The sequence below is a fragment of the Actinocatenispora sera genome (genome assembly GCF_018324685.1).
GTDB lineage: Bacteria > Actinomycetota > Actinomycetes > Mycobacteriales > Micromonosporaceae > Actinocatenispora > Actinocatenispora sera.
In genome coordinates this window covers 16,899-35,314 of record NZ_AP023354.1, presented here as the reverse complement: position 1 = coordinate 35,314, position 18,416 = coordinate 16,899, and the positions used below count along the sequence as shown (strand labels likewise).

The window sequence follows — 18,416 nt, the reverse complement described above, 5'->3', positions numbered from 1 at the left end:
CCGCCCGGACGGAAGCCTGGAGGGAGCTGACACCCCCGACTTCCAAAGAGGCTGACGATGGCACTGCTGACGCCGCCAGGGCACGCTCCAGCAGCGAGAACGCCGGATCATGGCGCCGGGGTCCCGGCCGCCGGGCGGGACCGGTTCGTCGATGCGGTCCGCGCGTTCGGCACCCTGGTGGTGATGCTGCTGCACTGGCTGATCCCGGTGGTCGGCTGGGACGGTCAGCGGCTCGCGGTCGGCAACGCGCTGTCGGCCGGGCAGGGCTGGCTCGTCACCTGGCCGTTGCAGGTGATCCCGCTGATGTTCTTCGCCGCGGGCGCCGCCGCCTGGTGGTCGCGGTCGCAGGCCGAGCGGCCGGTACCGTTCCTGCGCCGGCGGCTGGGCCGGCTGCTGCCCCCGGTCGCCGCGTTCGTCCTGGCCTGGGCGGTGGTGCTCGCGCCCGCCGCGCTGGCGCTGGGGGTACCGGCGGCGGCGGTGGCGCGCGGTGCGTCGATCGCGCCGCAACTGCTCTGGTTCGTCGCGGTCTACCTGCTTCTGTCGCTTGCCACCCCGTGGCTGCTGCGCGCCTTCCACCGGTACGGGCTCGGGCTGATCCTGCCGTTCGCCGGCGCCGCGGTGGCGGTCGACGGCGCGCGGTTCCTGCTCGGCGGCCCGCCCTGGCTCGGCTACCTCAACGTGCTGTTCGTCTGGGCGGTGCCCTACCTGCTCGGGTTCGGCTACGCCGACGGCCGGTTCCGCGGGGTGTCGCGCCGGGTCCTGGTGGCCGTCGCCGCCGCCTCGGTGCTGGTCCTCGCGCTGCTCGTGGCCGCCGGCCCGTACCCGGCGAGCATGGTCGGGCTGCCCGGCGACGCCATGTCGAACATGAATCCGCCGACGATCTGCCTGCTGCTCGTTACCGGGTTCCAGGTGCCGCTGGCGCTGCTGGTGCGCCGGCCCGTGCTGCGGGCACTGGCGTACCGGCCGGTGGGCCGCGCGGTGGCGTTCGTCCAGGCCCGCAGCATGACCCTGTACCTGTGGCACCTGACCGCGATGTTCGTGCTGATCGGCGGCGTGCTGTTCGGTCTGCACCGGCAGCTGCCGGCGGCCTGGTCCGCCGACTGGTGGGCCACTCGCCCGCTCTGGTACGGGGTGCTGATCGCGCTCACCGCCGTGCTGGTCCGGGTGTTCGGCCGGGTCGAGCTGCGCGCGCCGCGGGCGCCGCGGTCCGGTCGGACGATCGCCGGGTACGCCGGGATCGGCTGCCTGCTCGCCGGGCTGCTGCTGGTCATCACGACCGGCACGATGGTCACCGGCCCGTTCGGCCCGCAGACCGTCGCGCTGCTGCTCGGCGCCCTCGGCGGCACGCTACTGGTGCTGTCCCGCCGGCCGGTCGACGGCTCGTCCGCCGGTCGGCTGCCCGGTCGCGGTCTCCGGCCCTGACCGCGGCAGCACCGGGCGCCGCCGGAACCGGGCTGCGGCCGAGAGATTGCGGGAACGTCGTGGTCCGCGCGACGCGGTGCCGGGTCGGGATCGCCGATCCGGCACCGCGTGCTGGCCGGCGGGACTAGCCCAGGAGGAACGAGATGCCGGTGAGGATGAGCGCGCCGCCGTTGATCACGGCGCCGATGACGATGCCGGTGATCGCGAGCGGGCGACCGCGCCCGCCGTCCTGCTTGATCTGCCGCAGCGCGGGCACTCCCGCGACGATGCCGAACAGCGACAGGCAGCCGGTCAGCGCGAACACCAGGCTGACGATCGCCATCGGGTTCATCTTGTCGTTCGCCGGCTGGGCCGGCGCCCCGTAGGTCTGCTCGCCCTGGCCCGGGTCACCGGTACCGGACGAGACGGGCTGTGGGGGATAGGTCATGGAAGGGCACACCTCAGGTTGTCGTGACGGGGAAACTCGCGCAGGGTAGAACGCGCGAACCAGCACGAATCACGACCAATCGGCGCCGTTGTGTCGATCTTGGTAACTGCCCGTCGCCGTACCGTGCGACCGGGTCGCCGCCGATCACCGTCCGGCGGCGACCCGGCTCGCTTCCTTACCGGACGGTAAGCAGGTAGCGTCCTGCTGACCCTGCGGCGACTGCGGGAGGACCGACGATGGCGGCAGAGGCGCAGCGCGACCACCCTGTCCCCGCACCATCGTTGTTCCGCCCGCGGTTCGTGGGCCGCCGACACGAACTCGACGCGCTCCGCGCGGCGCTCGCGCAGCCGCCCGCGGTGGTGCTGGTCGAGGGCGAGGCGGGGATCGGGAAGAGCCGGTTGGTGCGGGAGTTCCTTGCCGCGCAACCGGACCAGCGGTCGGTACTGGTGGGCGGCTGCCCGCCGTTTCGGGCGCCGTACACGCTGGGTCCGGTGGTGGACGCGATTCGCCCGGCGATCACCGATGTGGCGCGGCTGAGGCTGAGCAGCCTGAGCGGTGCGCTGCGGCAGCTGTTCCCGGAGTGGGCGAACGCGCTACCGCCGGCACCGGAGCCGGCCGAGGATGCCGGCGCGGCCCGGCACCGGCTGTTCCGGGCGCTGGTGGAGCTGATGACCGCCGCCGGAGCAACCACGCTGGTGGTCGAGGACGTGCACTGGGCGGACGAGGCGACGCTGGAGTTCCTGCTGTTCCTGGTGTCACGGTCGGGCATGAGCCTGGTGGTGAGTTACCGGCCGGACGACGTCCCGGCCGACTCGCTGCTGCTGCGGCTGTCCTCCTGGCTACCGGTCGGTACGGCGCGGGTACGGGTGTCGGTGGCGCCGCTGACGGTGGCCGAGACCGGTGCGTTGATGTCGTCGATGCTGTCCGACGAGCCGATGTCGGCCAGCTTCGCGGAGTTCGTCCGCGCGCACACCGACGGGGTGCCGCTGGCGATCGAGGAGTCGGTGCGGCTGATGTACGAGCGGGCCGATCTGGCCCGCCGCAACGGCCGGTGGGTGCGGCGGCATCTCGCCGACATCGCCGTACCACCGACGGTTCGCGACGCGGTCCTCGAACGCATCGCCCGGCTGGACGCGGACACGGTGCAGGCGTTGCGCGGCGCGGCGGTACTGGCCGATCCGGTGGACGAGGCGACCCTGGCGACGGTGCTCGACCTGCCGGTCGGCCGGGTCCGCTCCGGGCTGGTGGTGGCCATCTCGGCCGGCCTGTTGCAGGCCGACCAGCGCGGGCTGGTGTCCTTCCGGCACGTGCTGGCGAGCCGCACGGTGTACGAGGCGACGCCGCCACCGGAGCGCCGGGCGATGCACCTGCGGGCAGCCCGGGAGTACGAGGGGCGCGGGCAGCAGTCGCTGGCCTGGCTGGCCCGGCTGGCGCGGCACTTCGGCGCGGCGGGCGAGACCGCGACCTGGTTCCACCATGCCGAACGTGCGATCGACGCGGCGCTCCTGGCCGGCGACGAGACCACCGCGGACACCTTTCTGGACGACCTCATCGCGTACGCGGCGAGCGCGGCGCCGGACCAGGTCGCCCGGCTGACCTCGAAGACCGCGTTCGCCTCGTTCACCGGCGACGACCGGTACCGGCGCCTCGTCGACACGCTGTGCGGAGTCGTCGACGACCCCGGCCTGGACACGGTGGCACGGGCCGAGGTCCGCGTCGAACTCGGCCGGGTGCTGCTGCACCGGGAGGACTTCGAGCGTGGCTACGCGGAGCTGGAACGCGCGGTGGCCGACCTGCCACCGACGTCCCCGGCGGCGACCAGCGCGATGAGCCTGCTCTGCCTGCCGCGCGGCACCGATCGGCCGGCCGACAAGGAACGGTACTGGCTGGACCGGCTCGCCGCGCAGCTCGACGACCTGCCTCCGGTGGCGCGGTTCAGCGTCACGGCGGACGTGGCGCTCGGTCTGTTGATGCTCGGCGACCGGGAGGGATGGGCGGTGGCGTCCCGGATCCCGGACGCCCCGCCGACCTCGCAGCTCTGGCCGCAGATCGCCCGGGTCGGCATCAACATGGGCGCGCTGGCGCTCGTCTGGGGACACAACGAGGAAGCCCGGCGGCGGATGACGGCCACCCTGGCGCTGACCGAGCAGCGGCAGTATCACCGGTACGGCGGATTGGCGCGGGTGAACCTCGCGCACATCGACTGGGCGACCGGTCGCTGGGACGGCCTGGCCGAGCGGACCGCCGCGATCACCGTCGACCCCGAAGTCTCGCGGATGAGCCGGATCGAGGCCGAGCTCGTCGCCGGGCAGCTGGAACTGGTCACCGGGGGCCCGGCGCGGGCGGAACCGCGGCTGCGCGGCGTCGTCGAGCAGACCGCAGCGGCATCGATCTACGAGGCGGTCGAACCGGCCGCGGCGCTCGCGACGCTGTGGCTCGCCGTCGACCGGATCGACGACGCGCTGGCGCTCAGCGGCGAGACGATGGCCTGGGTCGCCCGCTGCGACAACTGGATCTTCGCCAGCGAGATCGCCCCGGTCCGGCTCGACGCGTTGTTGCGGGCGGACCGGCACCGGGAGGCGACCGAACTCGTCGCCGACTTCGCGGCCGGGATGGTCGGATGCCCGGCGCCGGCGTCCCGGGCGGCACTGACCCGGTGCCGGGCCCGGCTCGCCGAACACCGGGGGGAACTGTCGCGAGCCGCTGCGCTGTACGCCCGTGCCGCGGCCGGGTTCGCCGCCCTGCCCCGCCCCTACGATGCGTTGCTCGCCAGCGAGTCCCGGGCTCGCTGCCAGTTCGCGGCCGGGGCGACGCAGGCCGGCGCGGACCTGCTCGCGGAGGTGCACGAAGGGTTCTCCGCCCTCGGCGCACTGGTACCAGCAGCGCGGGTCGGCGCCGAACTGGCGCGGCGTGGTGCGGTGCCGCGGCGCCGCGGTCCCGGCGGTCGGCCCAGCTACGGCGACCGGTTGTCGCCACGCGAGTTGCAGGTCGTCCGGCTCGTCGTCGCCGGACGAACAAACCGCCAGATCGCCGACGCGTTGGTGCTCTCCCGCCAGACGGTGGGCAGCCACGTCCGCTCTGTCCTGCGCAAACTCCGGGTGGCCAGCCGCACCGCGATCGCCGTACGGGCGGTGGAACTCGGTCTGCTGGAAGGCGACGAGTAAACCCCGTCCGGCAGTAAAACCACGACACTGACCAGTCGTGCGTGCCCCCGACGAGGGCGAAGACTCCGTTTCGACCGTGGCCCCCTCCCGGAACGGAGCGCACCGACATGACCGCACCCGGCCGTACGGGCGACGGTGCCGATCCCCCTGCCCCCACCGAGCGCGAACCGGTCGACGCCGGGCCCGAGCCGGTCGACGCCGAATCCGGGCGCGCCGGCATCGAGGCCGAGCGGGCCGGCGCCGATGCCGAGCCGGATGGCGACGACGGCTACGAGCCGCTCTGACCGCGATCCACGGCACCTCTCAGGAAGGATCCGTCATGCAGATCCCGCGCAGAACGTTGGCGACGCTCGTCGGGCTGGCGCTGGCCGCCGGTACCGTCGGTGTCGTCGGCATCGTCACCGCGGCGCCCAGCCACTCGACCGACCCGCCGCTACGCGCCGACGCGCCCACCGCCGCGCCGGCCGCCCCGGTCGCCCGTACCGCCGCCTCGGAGGCGACCGTCACCCTGGTCACCGGCGACCGGCTCCGGGTCTCGACCCGTCCGGACGGTACGACCTCGGTGACGCCGCTCGTCGCCCCCAGCGCCGGTGCGTACACGTCGTTCGTCTACCGCGGTGACCGCTACGTGGTGCCGGCCGCCGCCGCCCCGTACCTCGGTTCGGCGTTGGACGTGCGGCTGTTCGACGTCAGCTACCTGGTGCGCGCCAAGCTCGACGACGCACACGCCCGCACCGTCCCGGTCGCGGTGGCCGGATCCGACGACACGGCACTGCCGGCCACCACGACCGACGGCGGCACCACGGCGGTGACGAAAAAATCCGCCGGGAAGCTGGGCCGGATGCTCGCGACCCGGTGGCGGCGCGGGCATCCCGGCACGCTGCCGGGCGGCGGCCGGCTGACGCTGGCGCACCGCACCGGCGCGCCCGCACTGCCGGCCGCGCCGGTCCTCGCCGGCACGCCGAAGGCGCGACAGACGCTGTCGCCGAACAGCGCCGGGCTGCCGTTCGAGACCGTCACCATCGACGCGATCGACCGGTCGGGAAACGAGGGGACGGTGGTCGGCTATCTGCAGAACGTCGACGACGCCCGGCTCGGGGTACTCGCCGTCGCCTACCCCGGCCAACCGGCGCCGCTGGCGCTGAGCGTACCCAGGGGCACCTACAGCTTCGAGTTCTCGGTGATGGACGGGCCGGCCGATGACCTCTCCGTGCAGTCGACCCTGGTCGTGAAGCCGGAGGTGCCGATCGACGGCGACACGTCGATCACCCTCGACGCGCGGCAGGGGGTCCCGTACGACGCGTCGGTCGCCGACCAACCGGCCGACGACATCCAGGTCGACATGATGACCTACGCGCGAAGCAGCGCGACCGGTGGCGGCGTCAACATCCAGGCATACGGGTACGACGGCGCGCTGCTCCTGGTCGCGCTGCATCTGGCGCGCCAGCCCGGCGCCATGCCCGCGCAGCTGTTCGCGACGCCGACGCCGCCGGTGCGGCACGGCACCATGAACTTCGCCGCGATCAGCGAGGTGGTCGGGTCCATCTACGGCTCGAATCCCGATCCCCGCTACTTCCTGATGTTCCCGCACCAGGGGTCCATCCCGTCGTCGCTGACCTACCGGGTACCGGCCGCGGACCTGACCGCGGTGCACACCTCGATGCACGCCAGCCCGTGCGCGACCTGTACCGACGATCCCGAGCTGCTGCAGCTGGTGTTCCTGCCCTGGAGCCAGGACGAACTCGGCCTCGGCGCGCTGGTGCCGCTGGCCGACCGGGTCGACTACCGGTACAGCTCGGAGCCGTCGCTGACGGTCTGGCAGAGCGCCTTCAACGCCAGCGACGGAACCCGTCGGTGGGGGCCGCGCGAGACGTTGAAACCCGGCCGGCTGGACGAGGAGTTCAACCGGGGGCCGGCGGTCCCGTCGCCGGCGGCGCCGTACCTGCAGACTCCGTCGACCGGCCTCGGTGGCGCGGGCGGGACGGTGCGAGCGTCGACGCTGACCGGCTGCGGGGCGTGCCGGCAAGACGACGATGCGGTGCTGTGGTTGCAGCCGCTCGGGGATTCCGACCCCAGCCACTACGGCGCCGGCAATCCGGTGGACGAGAACTCGTCGGTGCGGTTCTGGCGCAACGGAAAGCTGGCGTTGACCTCGGACACCCGAGTGACCCGCAGGCTGAGCCCGAACGGGGTGGTACTGCCGATGCTGGCCACCGCCGCCGATTACCGGCTCGACTGGGCGAGCATCGGAAAGCACGACACCGAGCATCGGGTGACCACCTCGTGGCGGTTCCGGTCCGGGCCGAGCGACGCGGCCGCGCCGTTGCCGCCGGAAGAGACCTGCTCGCCGGACCAGAGCCGGTCGTGCTCGTTCCTGCCGTTGCTGTACGTCACCTACGATCTGCCGCTGGATCTGCACGACCGGACCACCGCCGGAGCGCCGTACACGTTCGGGTTCACCGTGGCCGGGCAGCAGCACTCCACGCAGCGCGCGACGGCGGCCACCGTGTCGGTGTCCTACGACGACGGCACGACCTGGAGCGATCCGGTCGGCGCGACCGCGACCGGCCACGGCCGCTTCACCGCGACGGTGGATCAGCCGGCGCTGGCTGACACCACCGGGTTCGCATCGCTGCGGATCTCCGCGCAGGACGCGGACGGGAACGCGGTCACCCAGACCGTCATCCACGCCTACGGGATGAGCTGAGGAGCTGCGATGAGCCATCCGGGATTCCGTCGCCGACTCGGCGGCACCGTCGCCGCGGCGGGGCTGCTGGCCGCCGTGCTGGCGGGCGTCGGGAGCGCCGCGCCCGCCGGGCCGGTCGTGCCACACCGGGCGTGTTCGACGCCCACCGCGCACCACGCCGCCTGCCTGGCCCTGGTCGACGCCGACGCCAGGGGCAAGGCCTTGTCGCCGTCCGGGCTCGCGGCGGCCGACCTGCATCCGTACCAGGCGGCCGATCTGCAGTCCGCCTACGACCTGCCGTCGGATCTGCTCGGCGCGCGGCAGACGATCGCGATCGTCGACGCCTTCGACGACCCGAACGCCGAGGCCGACCTCGCCGAGTATCGCCGGACCAACGGGCTGCCCGCCTGCGACGCGGACTTTCCGTGCTTCCGCAAGGTGAACCAGCGCGGTGAGCGCACCCCACCGCCGGCCGATGCCGGTTGGGCGGTGGAGATCTCGCTGGATCTGGACATGGCCTCGGCCGCCTGCCCGAACTGCCAGCTGCTGCTGGTCGAGGCCGACGACACCAGTACCACCAGCCTCGCCGCCGCGGTCGACACGGCCGTGGCGTTGGGCGCCGATGTGGTGTCCAACAGCTACGGGGCGAACGAGTACTCGACCGAGCTGGCCGAGCTCGCCGCGCACTTCGACCATCCCGGTACCGCTATCGTCGCGTCCTCCGGTGACTCGGGGTTCGGCGTGAGCGTGCCGGCGGCACTGTCCACAGTGGTCGCAGTCGGCGGCACCACGCTGTACCAGGACTCCTCGTCTCGCGGTTGGGGCGAGCAGGCCTGGGCCGGTTCGGGTTCCGGCTGTTCGGCGTACGTGACGAAGCCGTCGTGGCAGAAGGACCGCTTGTGCCGCAAGCGAACCGTCGCCGATGTCGCCGCGGTCGCCAACCCCTCCACCCCGGTCGCCGTGTACGACACGTACGGCTCCACCGGATGGATCGCGGTCGGCGGCACGAGTGCCGCTGCGCCGCTGGTCGCCGGCGTGATCGCGCTGGCCGGCAATCTGGACACCGCCGCGCTGCCCGCCTACCCGTACGCACACGCTGCGGGGCTGCGCGACGTGACCACCGGTGCGAACGGTACCTGCGGCGGTAGCTACCTGTGCACCGCGACCAAGGGGTACGACGGGCCGACCGGCCTGGGCACCCCCCACGGCATCGGCGCTTTCTAGGAGACCCCCATGAGAACGAGCACGGTGAGGACCGCGGTGGCACTCGGCGCGCTGCTCGCGGCGGTCGGCGTGAGCACGCCTGCCGCAGCGAGCCCGGCGGTGGAGCAGACCTCCTGTTCCTGGGCACTGGTCGACACGCCGCCTTCACCCAGCGGGAGCGTCCCGCTGTCCGACGTCGACGTCGTGGGCCGCCACGACGTCCGGATCGACGGGAGGGCGGAGGCACCCGCCGAGGCGTCGTGGGAGCTGCGCTGGAACGGGCGGGAACTGGTCGATGACCAGCCGATGCCGATCACCCCGCTGGTCACCACGCTGACGCCGTACGACATCGCCTACTCCTCCGGGAGCGACGGTTGGGCTGTCACCGGCACCGGGAGCGGCGAGGCGATGGAACGCTGGAGCGGCGGTCGGTGGACGCTGATGCCGCTGGCGGTGACGCCGGACGCGGCCACCGAGGACTACTGGATCGAGGACGTCGCCGCGGTGTCGCCCACGAACGCCTGGTCGGTCGGCGCCGCCTACGAGGCGGGTACCACCATCCTGCCGCGTTCGCACGCGCTCGGCACGCTGATCGAGCACTGGGACGGCACCGCCTGGCAGGTGACGCCGAACCCCGCCGCCGACCAGGACGGTGCCAAGCTGCTGGCGATCGCGGCCAGTTCCGCGAACGACGTGTGGGCCGTCGGCTACCAGCAGGACGCGGACGGGGCGATCACGCCGTTCACCGAGCACTACGACGGCACGTCCTGGACCGTCGTACCGGCGCCGTCCGGACACGGAACCTCGGAGCTGCGGAGCGTGTCGATCGGTCCGGACGGCACCGTCTGGGCGGCCGGGAACCAGGAACTGCCCAGCGGCAACAACGCCGCCGCGGTGCTGGCCGAACGCTGGGACGGCAGCGCGTGGCAGGTTGACCCGCTGCCGGACCTGGGCAACGCCCGGATCGACGCGCTGTACGTGGCCGCCGCCAACTCGGTGTGGGCGCTCGTCGAGGAACAGAGCGGCGCCAACAGGTACCTGCACTGGGACGGCACCGCGTGGTCGGTGGGCACGATGCCCGGACCCCAGGAGTACGGGCTGACCTACGCCTACGCCGCGATCGACGGGTCCGGCCCGGACGATGTCTGGGCGGTCGGCAACGTCACCGACTACTCGACTCTCGACACCGAGCCACAGGTTGCGCACCTGCACTGCGGGAGGGGCGGGCGATGAACAGACTGCGCGGCATCATAGCGGTGGCGGCACTCGCGGTGGGCACCGTGCTGGCGACGGCGCCGGCCACGGCGTCGATCCCGGCGAGCACCGACAGCACCCCGACCGTCGAACCCTCCTGTGCCCGCCCGTCCGCACCCGACCGGGTCCGCTGCCTCGCGCTGAGACGAACCGATGTCAAGCGCACCCGGGGAGTCATGCCCGATGCGACGACGCCCTCCGGGTTCGGCCCGGCAGACCTGATCGACGCGTACTCGTTGCCGGGCGGATCAGCCGGCGACGGAGCGACGGTGGCGATAGTCGACGCGTACGACGATCCGACGGCGGAGTCGGACCTGGCCATCTACCGTCAGCAGTACGGCCTGCCGCCCTGCACCACCGCCAACGGCTGCTTCCGTAAGGTGGACCAGCGCGGTGGCACCGACTATCCGGCGGCGAACGGCGACTGGTCGGGCGAGATCTCGCTCGACGTCGACATGGTGTCGGCGGTCTGCCCGAACTGCCACATCCTGCTGGTGGAGGGTGACGCCCCCAACCTCGACTCGCTGTCCGCGGCGGTGGACCAGGCGGTCGCGATGGGCGCCCGGTACGTGTCGAACAGCTACGGCAGCGACGGCGAGGGCGTCGACGACCCCGCCTACAACGCGCACTACGACCATCCCGGCGTGGTGATCACCGCGAGCACCGGTGACACCGGGTACGGGGTCGAGTATCCCGCCGCGTCCCCGGGCGTCGTCGCGGTCGGCGGCACCTCGCTGCTGCGGGACACCTCGACCACCCGCGGGTGGGCGGAACAGGCGTGGAGCGGTGCCGGTAGCGGCTGCTCGGCGTACCAGGACAAGCCGGCGTGGCAGACCGACACCGGCTGCGACAAGCGATCCGATGCAGATGTGTCCGCGGTCGCCGACCCGAAGACCGGTGTCGCGGTCTACTACGGCGGCTGGTCGGTGTACGGCGGGACGAGCGCGTCGGCCCCGATCATCGCCGCGACCTACGCGCTCGCCGGCACGCCGGCGGCGGGCACCGAGGCGGCCTCGTACCCCTACGATGCGGTGGCGGTGGATCCGAATGCGGTGAACGACGTCACGTCCGGCAGCAACGGCACGTGCGGCGCGGCGTACCTCTGCAACGGCACCGCCGGGTACGACGGCCCGACCGGCCTCGGCACGCCGAACGGTGTCGGGGCGTTCCGCTACCAGTCGCCCGGGGAGGTCACCGGAACCATCACCGACTCGGACACCGGGAAGCCGCTGTCGAACGCGGACGTCACGGCCATCGGTCGGCACACCAGAACCGGCACGGACGGCAGGTACCACCTGGGGCTGCCGGACGGCAGCTGGGAGGTGACCGCGTCGATCCACGGCTACCAGGCGAAGACCGTCACGGTCACCGTTGCCGGCGGCCAAGCGTCCACACAGGACATCGCGCTCGACCCGATCCCCACGGTCGCGGTGACCGGCACGGTGACCGACGGCTCCGGTCATGGTTGGGGCCTGTACGCAACCGTGACGGCCTCGGACGGCACCACCACCCACACCGATCCGGCGACCGGCCGGTACGAGCTGGATCTGTTGCAGAACCAGAAGTACACCCTGCACGTGGCCGCGATCGACGCCGGGTACACGGCCACCGACGTCGCCGTGCCGGTGGGCACCGACGCCGTCAGCAAGGATGTTGCGCTCACGGTCGAGTCCACGTGCACGGCGGCCGGCTACCGGGCCACCGAGGACGGCACCGTGCAGTCCTTCGACCGGACGCGGGCGCCGAAGGGTTGGGTGGTCCAGGAGCGGAACCACAACGAGCCCGGCTACGCCGACGGGCCGGGCTGGCAGTTCACCAACCCCGGCGATCGGGACAACGCCACCGGCGGCTCGGGCAACTTCGCGGTGGTCGACTCCGACCACAGTGGACAGCACGCCATCCAGGACACGACGCTGACCTCCCCGACGTTCGACCTGTCGGCGGCTGCGACGCCAGCGCTCTCGTTCGGTACCGAGCTGCGCGGTGCGGTGAACTCCACCGCCACCGTGGAGACCAGTACCGACGGCGGGGCGACCTGGAAGTCGGTGTGGCGCAAGGCAGGCACGACGAACGCCCGTGGGCCGGTGGTCGTCGAGCTGCCGGCCGCGGCCGGCCACCAGGTGCAGGTGCGGTTCCACTACGTCGGCAGCTGGTCGAGGTGGTGGGAGATCGACGACGTGTTCGTCGGCGACCGCACCTGTGACCCGGTGGCGGGCGGCCTGCTCGTCGGCCGCGTCACCGACACCGCCGGAGCGGGCCTGACCGGTACGGTCGCCGCGGCCGGAGCCACCGTCGACACCGACGCCGACGGCCGGTACCGGCTGTTCGCCCCGGCCGGCGACCAGTCGGTCACCGCCACCGCCCCGAACCACACCCCCGCTACCAGGACCGCGACCGTCACCCTCGACCACACCACCGCCCTCGACTTCACCCTCTCCTGACCCACCGCAACAACGGGGCACGCACCACCCAGGCGCGTGCCCCGTTCGCCTCTGGTCTCTTGGGCGGCGGTGGGGGAAACGTGGCTATCTGGGGTTTATCCGTTGAGCTGCCTGGCCGGGAATACCCTTCGGACGATGCCCATGACCGCGAACAACAACTACTTCGACACCACCCCGCCAACGGCGGCTCCATGACCTGCTGGCTCCGGGCGCGTCGGCGGTGTCGGACCGATCCGGTACCGCCAGCTGGGAGGCTGCCGCGTCAGTCGGCGAGGGCGGTGCGGAGGGTGGTGAGGGTGCGGGTGAGCAGGCGGGAGACCTGGACCTGGGAGATGCCGAGTTCGGCGGCGATCTCGGACTGGGTGCGGTGGGCGAAGAAGCGCAGCACGATGATGCGCTTGTCGCGCGGCGGCAGCCGGTCGAGCAGCGGTCGCAGCGCCGCCCGGTTCTCCACGCCGGCGAGCGCGTCGGCGCTGTCCAGCGCGGCGGTGTCGGCGCTGGAGTCGCTGCCGTCCAACGGGATCGTGGTACTGGCCTGCGCGACCTCCAGCGCCTCCAGCACCTCCTCGTCGGTCAGGTCGGTGACCTCGGCGAGTTCGTGCACCGTGGGGGAGCGGCCGAGCCGCTGGTAGAGCCGGACGGAGGCGGCGGACACCGCGGCGTGCCGCTCCTGCAGCCGGCGCGGCACCCGGACCGTGCCGGCCCGGTCGCGCAGGTGGTGTTTGAGTTCGCCGACGATCGTCGGCGTCGCGTAGGTGGTGAACTCGGCGCCGCACTGCGGGTCGAAGCGGTCGATCGCGTGCAGCAGCCCGACCGTGCCGACCTGGACCAGATCGTCCAGATCCTCGCCGCGGTCGCGGAACCGCCAGGCGAGCGCGCGGACCAGGGACCGGTGCCGGCGGCACAGTTCGGCCCGCAGCGTCGACCACTCCGGTTCGCCGGGGCGGCTGCGGGCCAGCCGCGCCAGCAGCTCGGCGGTGGGTGCCTGCTCCGCGTACGCCGGGGACGGCCGCGGGATCACCCGTGCCGGGGCGCGGCTCGGTGCGGTGCGGGTGGACGGGCGGCGGGACGCGGCGGTCACCGCGACCCGTCCCGCTTCATGGTCAGCCAGATCGTGGCGCGCCCACCGGACACGTCGGAGCGGACGCTGCCGGCGAGCGCGGCGAGCACCATCCAGGCGAACGTCTCGGTGCCGGGCAGCCGCTGCCCGTTGCTCGGCACGCTGACCGCGACGGTGAGCGTCTGCTCGGCCACCTCGAACCGGCAGGTCAGCTCCGCGTCGGCGGGCGCCGTGGCGAGCAGCATGGCGCACGCCTCGTCCACGGCGATCCGCAGGTCCTCGATCTCGTCGAGGGTGAAGTGCAGCCGCGCGGCCAGCCCGGCGGTGGCGGTACGCAGCACCGACAGGTACGCGCCGTCCGCCGGGACGGTGAGGACGACCAGATCCTCGTCGTCCACGTCGGGTTCGGGCAGCGCCTGCGTCACGTGTGCACTCTAAAGGCTCACCGGTACCTTCGCCCATGCCTCGTACCCGACCGACGGACGATCGCTACCGTCCGGTAACCGCGTCGTGACGATGACGGTCATCGATATTCGGCGAGTCCGGTCAAAGCGGTACCGGTCAGCCGGTACGGGACCCATTCCTCCTGCGCGGACGCCCCGATCGCGGCATAGAACTCGCGGGCCGGGTTCCAGTCGAGCACCGACCAGTCGAGCCGGGCGTACCCGCGGTCGGCGCAGATGCCGGCGAGCGTGGCGAGCAGCCGCCGGCCGATCCCGCCGGCCCGCGCGGCCGGCTTGACGTACAGGTCCTCCAGGTAGATGCCGTGCGTCCCCTCCCAGGTGGAGAAGTTGAGGAACCACAGCATGAAGCCCACGGGGGCGCCGGTGGCGTCGAGCGCGACGTGCCCGTACAGCGCCGGGTGGTCGCCGAACAGGCAGGAGTGCAGCTGCGCCTCGGTCAGCCGGCACGACTCGGGCGCCTTCTCGTACGCGGCCAGCTCGTACACCATCGCCACCACGGCGGGCACGTCCGCCGGTTCCACCGGCCGGATCTGCGTCTCACTCATCCCCGCAGCATGCCCGCCGCGCGCTCGGTCGGGTACCGCAGGGGGCGGACACGACGGTGCCCCGGCGGCACGCGGACGGCCGGGGCACCGAGGCAGGTCAGGACTTCTTGGTTTCCCAGAAGATCTTGGCGATCTCGTCGATCTTGTCCAGCAGCTGCTGGGCGACCGCCGGGTCGACGGAGCCCTTGGTGCCGGTGGCGCCGGCGAGCTTGGTCGCCTCGTTCACCAGCTGGTGCAGCTGCGGGTACTTCTCGAAGTGCGGCGGCTTGAAGTAGTCGGTCCACAGCACCCACAGGTGGTGCTTGACCAGCTCGGAGCGCTGCTCCTTGATGATCACGCATCGGGTGCGGAACTCGGGGTCCTCGTTCGCCTGGTACTTCTCCGCAATGGCCTTGATCGACTCGGCCTCGATCCTCGCCTGCGCAGGGTCGTACACACCGCACGGAAGGTCGCAGTGTGCGTGCGCGACGAGACGAGGAGCGAGGAAACGCGGCAGTCGCATTCGGTCCTCCGTCAACAACATGGCTATGGCTACGCGGGTGGTCAATCCGCGCACGGAGGGAGACACCGTGCCATCGGCCTGGATCTCCCCACAGCAGGACCCTACCCCCGGGGTCCGGCCGGAAACCGGGGAAGTACCGGAGCGACCTTGATCACGGTCCGCCGGGCGAGGCAGTCCACCGAGTGTCTGAACCGAGCTTCAAGTCTTGCGCCCGCGGAGGCGTTGGCGGCCGGCTCGGCGAGTACCTCTAGGGTCGGGCGGGTGAGACGGACGCGCCGGGTGGTCGGGGTCGGACTGGTCGTCGCCGCGGCGGGTGCCGCGGTCGGCTGGCTGGCCGGGCGTACCCGGGCGGTGGCGGTGTCCGGGCCGTCGATGGTGCCGACCCTGCGGCACGGCGACGCGGTACTGGCGACCCCGGTGCGGCGGGTCCGCCCCGGCGACGTGGTGATCGCCCGGTTCCGGGTGCGGCCCGACCTGCTGGTCGTCAAGCGGGCGGTCCGGCCGTACCGCGACGGCTGGTGGCTGCAGGGCGACAACCCCGCGGTCACCGACGACTCCCGCCGGTACGGCGTGGCCGACGTGCTCGGCCGGGTCCGCCTCAGGTACTTCCGCGCCACACGCTGATCGAAGCCGCCGGATCGCCCCCGCCGACGGTGACGCGAGCCGGGCGCCGGCCGGCGCGGGCGGGCACCCGGCACTTCCGCGCAGCGCGTTGAGCGATCGGTTTCGCCACGTGGAACGGCGGAAACGGGACAACGTTTGGCGGCCACCAGGCAGCGGATTGCGCATGACGAATGCGCGGTCGCTGGCTAGACTCCAGCGTCATCGGGTGCACCCACCGCCCGATATGTTCCGCGTCCGGCCGACCGCCGTGGCGAGCCTCGGTGGTCTCGTGCCGAGTCGACCGTGCCAGGCCGGCCCAGAACCGAACGGCCCAGAACCGAACGGCCTCGAACCGATCGGCCCGAGGCCGAGCGGACCCGGGCCGAGTGGTTTCGAGCCGCGCCGCTCGGCACGTGCCGACCCGCCCGGCCGTGCCGCGACACGACGCGGCCGGCGCCGCCGACGGCACCCAAGCATGCTGAGCTGACCGGCAAGGAGACGCCCGTGACCGCGCTGTCGATTCGTACCGATGATCCGATCTTCGCCCTGCACGAGGGTGGCAAGCTCGCCGTGGCGGCCACGTCGCCGATCGAGACGCCCGAGGACCTGTCCAAGGCGTACACGCCGGGCGTGGCCGAGGTGTCCCGGGCGATCGCGGCGGACCCGACGCTCGCCCGGCGGTACACCTGGGTGTCGCACACGGTCGCGGTGGTCACCGACGGCACCGCGGTGCTCGGCCTCGGCGACATCGGCCCGGCCGCGGCGATGCCGGTGATGGAGGGCAAGGCGGTGCTGTTCAAGCAGTTCGGCGGGGTCGACGCGGTGCCGATCTGCCTGGACACCACCGATCCGGACGAGATCGTCGCGACGGTGGCCCGGCTGGCCCCGTCGTTCGGTGGCATCAACCTGGAGGACATCAGCGCACCCCGCTGCTTCGACATCGAGCGCCGGCTCGACGAGCGGCTCGACATCCCGGTCTTCCACGACGACCAGCACGGTACGGCCGTCGTCGTGCTGGCCGCGCTGCGCAACGCGGTCCGGCTGCTGGGCCGCGATCTGGCGAGCCAGCGGATCGTCATCAGTGGCGCCGGGGCGGCCGGCGTCGCGGTCAGCCGGATGCTCGCCGCGGCCGGCGCCACCGACCAGGTCGTCTGCGACTCGCGCGGCGTGCTGCACGCCTCCCGCGGCGGCCTGACCCCGGTCAAGGCGGACCTGGCGCAGCACACCAACCCGCGCGGCGTCACCGGGACGATCGCCGACGCGCTGCGCGGCGCCGACGTGCTGATCGGGGTCTCCGGCGGGCACATCGACGAGGCCGCGGTGGCCGGCATGGCGGCCGACCCCATCGTGTTCGCGCTGGCCAATCCGACACCCGAGGTGCACCCGGACGTCGCCCACCGGTACGCGGCGATCGTCGCCACCGGCCGCAGCGACTTCCCGAACCAGATCAACAACGTGCTGGCGTTCCCGGGCATCTTCCGCGGCGCGCTGGACGCGTCCGCCTCGCGGATCACCGAGCCGATGAAGCTCGCCGCGGCGGAGGCGATCGCCGCGGTCGCCGCCGACGACCTGCGCGCCGACCGGATCGTGCCGAGCGCCCTCGACCCGCGGGTCGCCCCGGCTGTCGCCACCGCGGTCGCCGCCGCCCACTGACCCCGTACCGCCGGCGCGCCGGCTCGGCGCGTACGGACGGCGTGTCCACCGCGCTTTGCTCTGCTCCCTCATGGGAAGCATCGAGCGAAGGCACTGTTCACCGCGGGGTTCGGTCGGTGAGGGTGTCGGTCCAGCGGGTGAGTCGGTCGCGCAGGGCCGGGCCGTCCAGGTCGGGGCGGCCCAACCCGGCGTAGTTCGGCGCCCAGGTCTCGATCTGGCCGTACGCGTGCATCGCCGCGCTGCGGTCCCACAGCTCGACGTCGTCGAGTGACCCCGCCGCGGACCGGTAGGCGTCGGTGAACACGTCGGCGATCCGGCTGTCGTACAACAGGATCAGGTCCAGGCGGCACCAGGCGACGTCGAAGCCGCGGGGTGCGTACGCCGCGCCGGACCAGTCGACGACGCCGGTGAGCCGGTCGCCCACCCACAGCGTGTTGCCGGACCAGTAGTCGAGGTGGGTGAGCACCCGCGGCTGCGCGACGAGGCGGTGCCAGTGCTCCCGTACCGTCGGTCCGGTCGGACCCGCGCCGGTCGGCCCCGCCGCGAGCGGGTCACGCAGCTCGATGCCCACCGGTACGGCGTGGATCCGGGCCAGGGTGCGGCCGAGCTGACGGGCCCAGGACCGCGGGTCGGCCGGTGCCAGGCAGCCGTCCCCGGGCAGCCGGCTGACCAGCAGGGTCGGCCGGCCGGTGGCGGCACCGTCCGGGTCGGCCGCGAGCAGCCGCGGGGCGAGCCCGGCCAGCCCGTCGAGCAGCGGCAACACCCGGGTCTCCCGCTGCACCGCGGGATCGCCGGCCGGGAAGACACGCAGTACCACCTCGCGGCCGTCGCCGGTGGCGAGCAGCTCGGTCCGGGCGTGGGTACCGCCGGTCAGCGGGCGGAGGCGGCGCACCGGGCAGCCGAGCTGCTCGGCGGCCCAGGAGAGTACGTCGGTCACGGTCGACCAGTGTGCGCCCGCCGCCGGCCGGCGGCAAAGCGGTTCCGTCGGTCGA

At 72.9% G+C, this 18,416-nt stretch carries 15 protein-coding genes; 9 read left to right on the top strand and 6 right to left on the bottom strand.

What is annotated here, in order from left to right:
• Nucleotides 1-57: 57 nt before the first annotated feature.
• Nucleotides 58-1,422 (top strand): acyltransferase family protein, encoded by a 1,365-nt coding sequence (locus Asera_RS00150; RefSeq protein WP_084131004.1) that lies wholly within the window; start codon nt 58-60, stop codon nt 1,420-1,422.
• Nucleotides 1,423-1,546: 124 nt separating this feature from the next.
• On the opposite strand, the gene Asera_RS00145 is transcribed toward Asera_RS00150, so the two are convergent.
• A complete protein-coding gene (locus tag Asera_RS00145) occupies nt 1,547-1,849 on the bottom strand; it encodes a DUF4190 domain-containing protein (protein WP_051801907.1) in 303 nt (100 codons plus the stop codon).
• 236 nt (nt 1,850-2,085) lie between these two features.
• Here Asera_RS00145 and Asera_RS00140 point away from each other — a divergent pair, with 236 nt between their 5' ends.
• The 6 genes from Asera_RS00140 to Asera_RS00115 all read left to right on the top strand — a co-directional run bounded on the left by Asera_RS00140 (nt 2,086) and on the right by Asera_RS00115 (nt 12,597).
• Nucleotides 2,086-5,013, top strand: a complete 2,928-nt coding sequence (locus tag Asera_RS00140) for a helix-turn-helix transcriptional regulator (RefSeq protein WP_084131005.1) — start codon at nt 2,086-2,088, stop codon at nt 5,011-5,013.
• A gap of 107 nt (nt 5,014-5,120) precedes the next feature.
• A complete protein-coding gene (locus Asera_RS00135; protein ID WP_157034668.1) occupies nt 5,121-5,297 on the top strand; it encodes a hypothetical protein in 177 nt (58 codons plus the stop codon).
• A 35-nt stretch (nt 5,298-5,332) separates the two neighbouring features.
• Nucleotides 5,333-7,720, top strand: coding sequence for a hypothetical protein (locus tag Asera_RS00130; protein WP_030445019.1), 2,388 nt, complete (start codon nt 5,333-5,335; stop codon nt 7,718-7,720).
• A 9-nt stretch (nt 7,721-7,729) separates the two neighbouring features.
• The gene (locus Asera_RS00125) at nt 7,730-8,923 is read left to right on the top strand and encodes a S53 family peptidase (protein ID WP_030445020.1); all 1,194 of its coding nucleotides are present in this window, start codon (nt 7,730-7,732) and stop codon (nt 8,921-8,923) included.
• Between the two features lie 9 nt (nt 8,924-8,932).
• A complete protein-coding gene (locus Asera_RS00120; RefSeq protein WP_157034669.1) occupies nt 8,933-10,135 on the top strand; it encodes a hypothetical protein in 1,203 nt (400 codons plus the stop codon).
• The gene (locus tag Asera_RS00115) at nt 10,132-12,597 is read left to right on the top strand and encodes a carboxypeptidase regulatory-like domain-containing protein (protein WP_084131006.1); all 2,466 of its coding nucleotides are present in this window, start codon (nt 10,132-10,134) and stop codon (nt 12,595-12,597) included. Before Asera_RS00120 ends, Asera_RS00115 begins: the two co-directional genes overlap by 4 nt.
• A gap of 262 nt (nt 12,598-12,859) precedes the next feature.
• On the opposite strand, the gene Asera_RS00110 is transcribed toward Asera_RS00115, so the two are convergent.
• The 4 genes from Asera_RS00110 to sodN all read right to left on the bottom strand — a co-directional run bounded on the left by Asera_RS00110 (nt 12,860) and on the right by sodN (nt 15,168).
• Nucleotides 12,860-13,678, bottom strand: a complete 819-nt coding sequence (locus Asera_RS00110) for a SigB/SigF/SigG family RNA polymerase sigma factor (protein WP_051801910.1) — start codon at nt 13,676-13,678, stop codon at nt 12,860-12,862.
• Nucleotides 13,675-14,082, bottom strand: a complete 408-nt coding sequence (locus Asera_RS00105; RefSeq protein ID WP_030445024.1) for an ATP-binding protein — start codon at nt 14,080-14,082, stop codon at nt 13,675-13,677. The genes Asera_RS00110 and Asera_RS00105 overlap by 4 nt, the downstream gene beginning before the upstream one ends.
• 98 nt (nt 14,083-14,180) lie before the next feature.
• Nucleotides 14,181-14,666: a GNAT family N-acetyltransferase gene (locus Asera_RS00100; RefSeq protein WP_030445025.1), complete on the bottom strand. Its 486-nt coding sequence runs from the start codon at nt 14,664-14,666 to the stop codon at nt 14,181-14,183.
• Nucleotides 14,667-14,763: 97 nt separating this feature from the next.
• Nucleotides 14,764-15,168: a superoxide dismutase, Ni gene (sodN, locus tag Asera_RS00095; RefSeq protein ID WP_030445026.1), complete on the bottom strand. Its 405-nt coding sequence runs from the start codon at nt 15,166-15,168 to the stop codon at nt 14,764-14,766.
• 294 nt (nt 15,169-15,462) lie between these two features.
• On the opposite strand from sodN, the gene Asera_RS00090 reads away from it, so the two are divergent.
• Both Asera_RS00090 and Asera_RS00085 read left to right on the top strand, forming a co-directional pair.
• Nucleotides 15,463-15,792 (top strand): S26 family signal peptidase, encoded by a 330-nt coding sequence (locus Asera_RS00090; RefSeq protein ID WP_051801939.1) that lies wholly within the window; start codon nt 15,463-15,465, stop codon nt 15,790-15,792.
• 483 nt (nt 15,793-16,275) lie between these two features.
• Nucleotides 16,276-17,424: an NAD(P)-dependent malic enzyme gene (locus Asera_RS00085; protein WP_030445028.1), complete on the top strand. Its 1,149-nt coding sequence runs from the start codon at nt 16,276-16,278 to the stop codon at nt 17,422-17,424.
• 97 nt (nt 17,425-17,521) lie between these two features.
• On the opposite strand, the gene Asera_RS00080 is transcribed toward Asera_RS00085, so the two are convergent.
• A complete protein-coding gene (locus Asera_RS00080; protein ID WP_035295595.1) occupies nt 17,522-18,361 on the bottom strand; it encodes a phosphotransferase family protein in 840 nt (279 codons plus the stop codon).
• Nucleotides 18,362-18,416 lie beyond the last annotated feature (55 nt).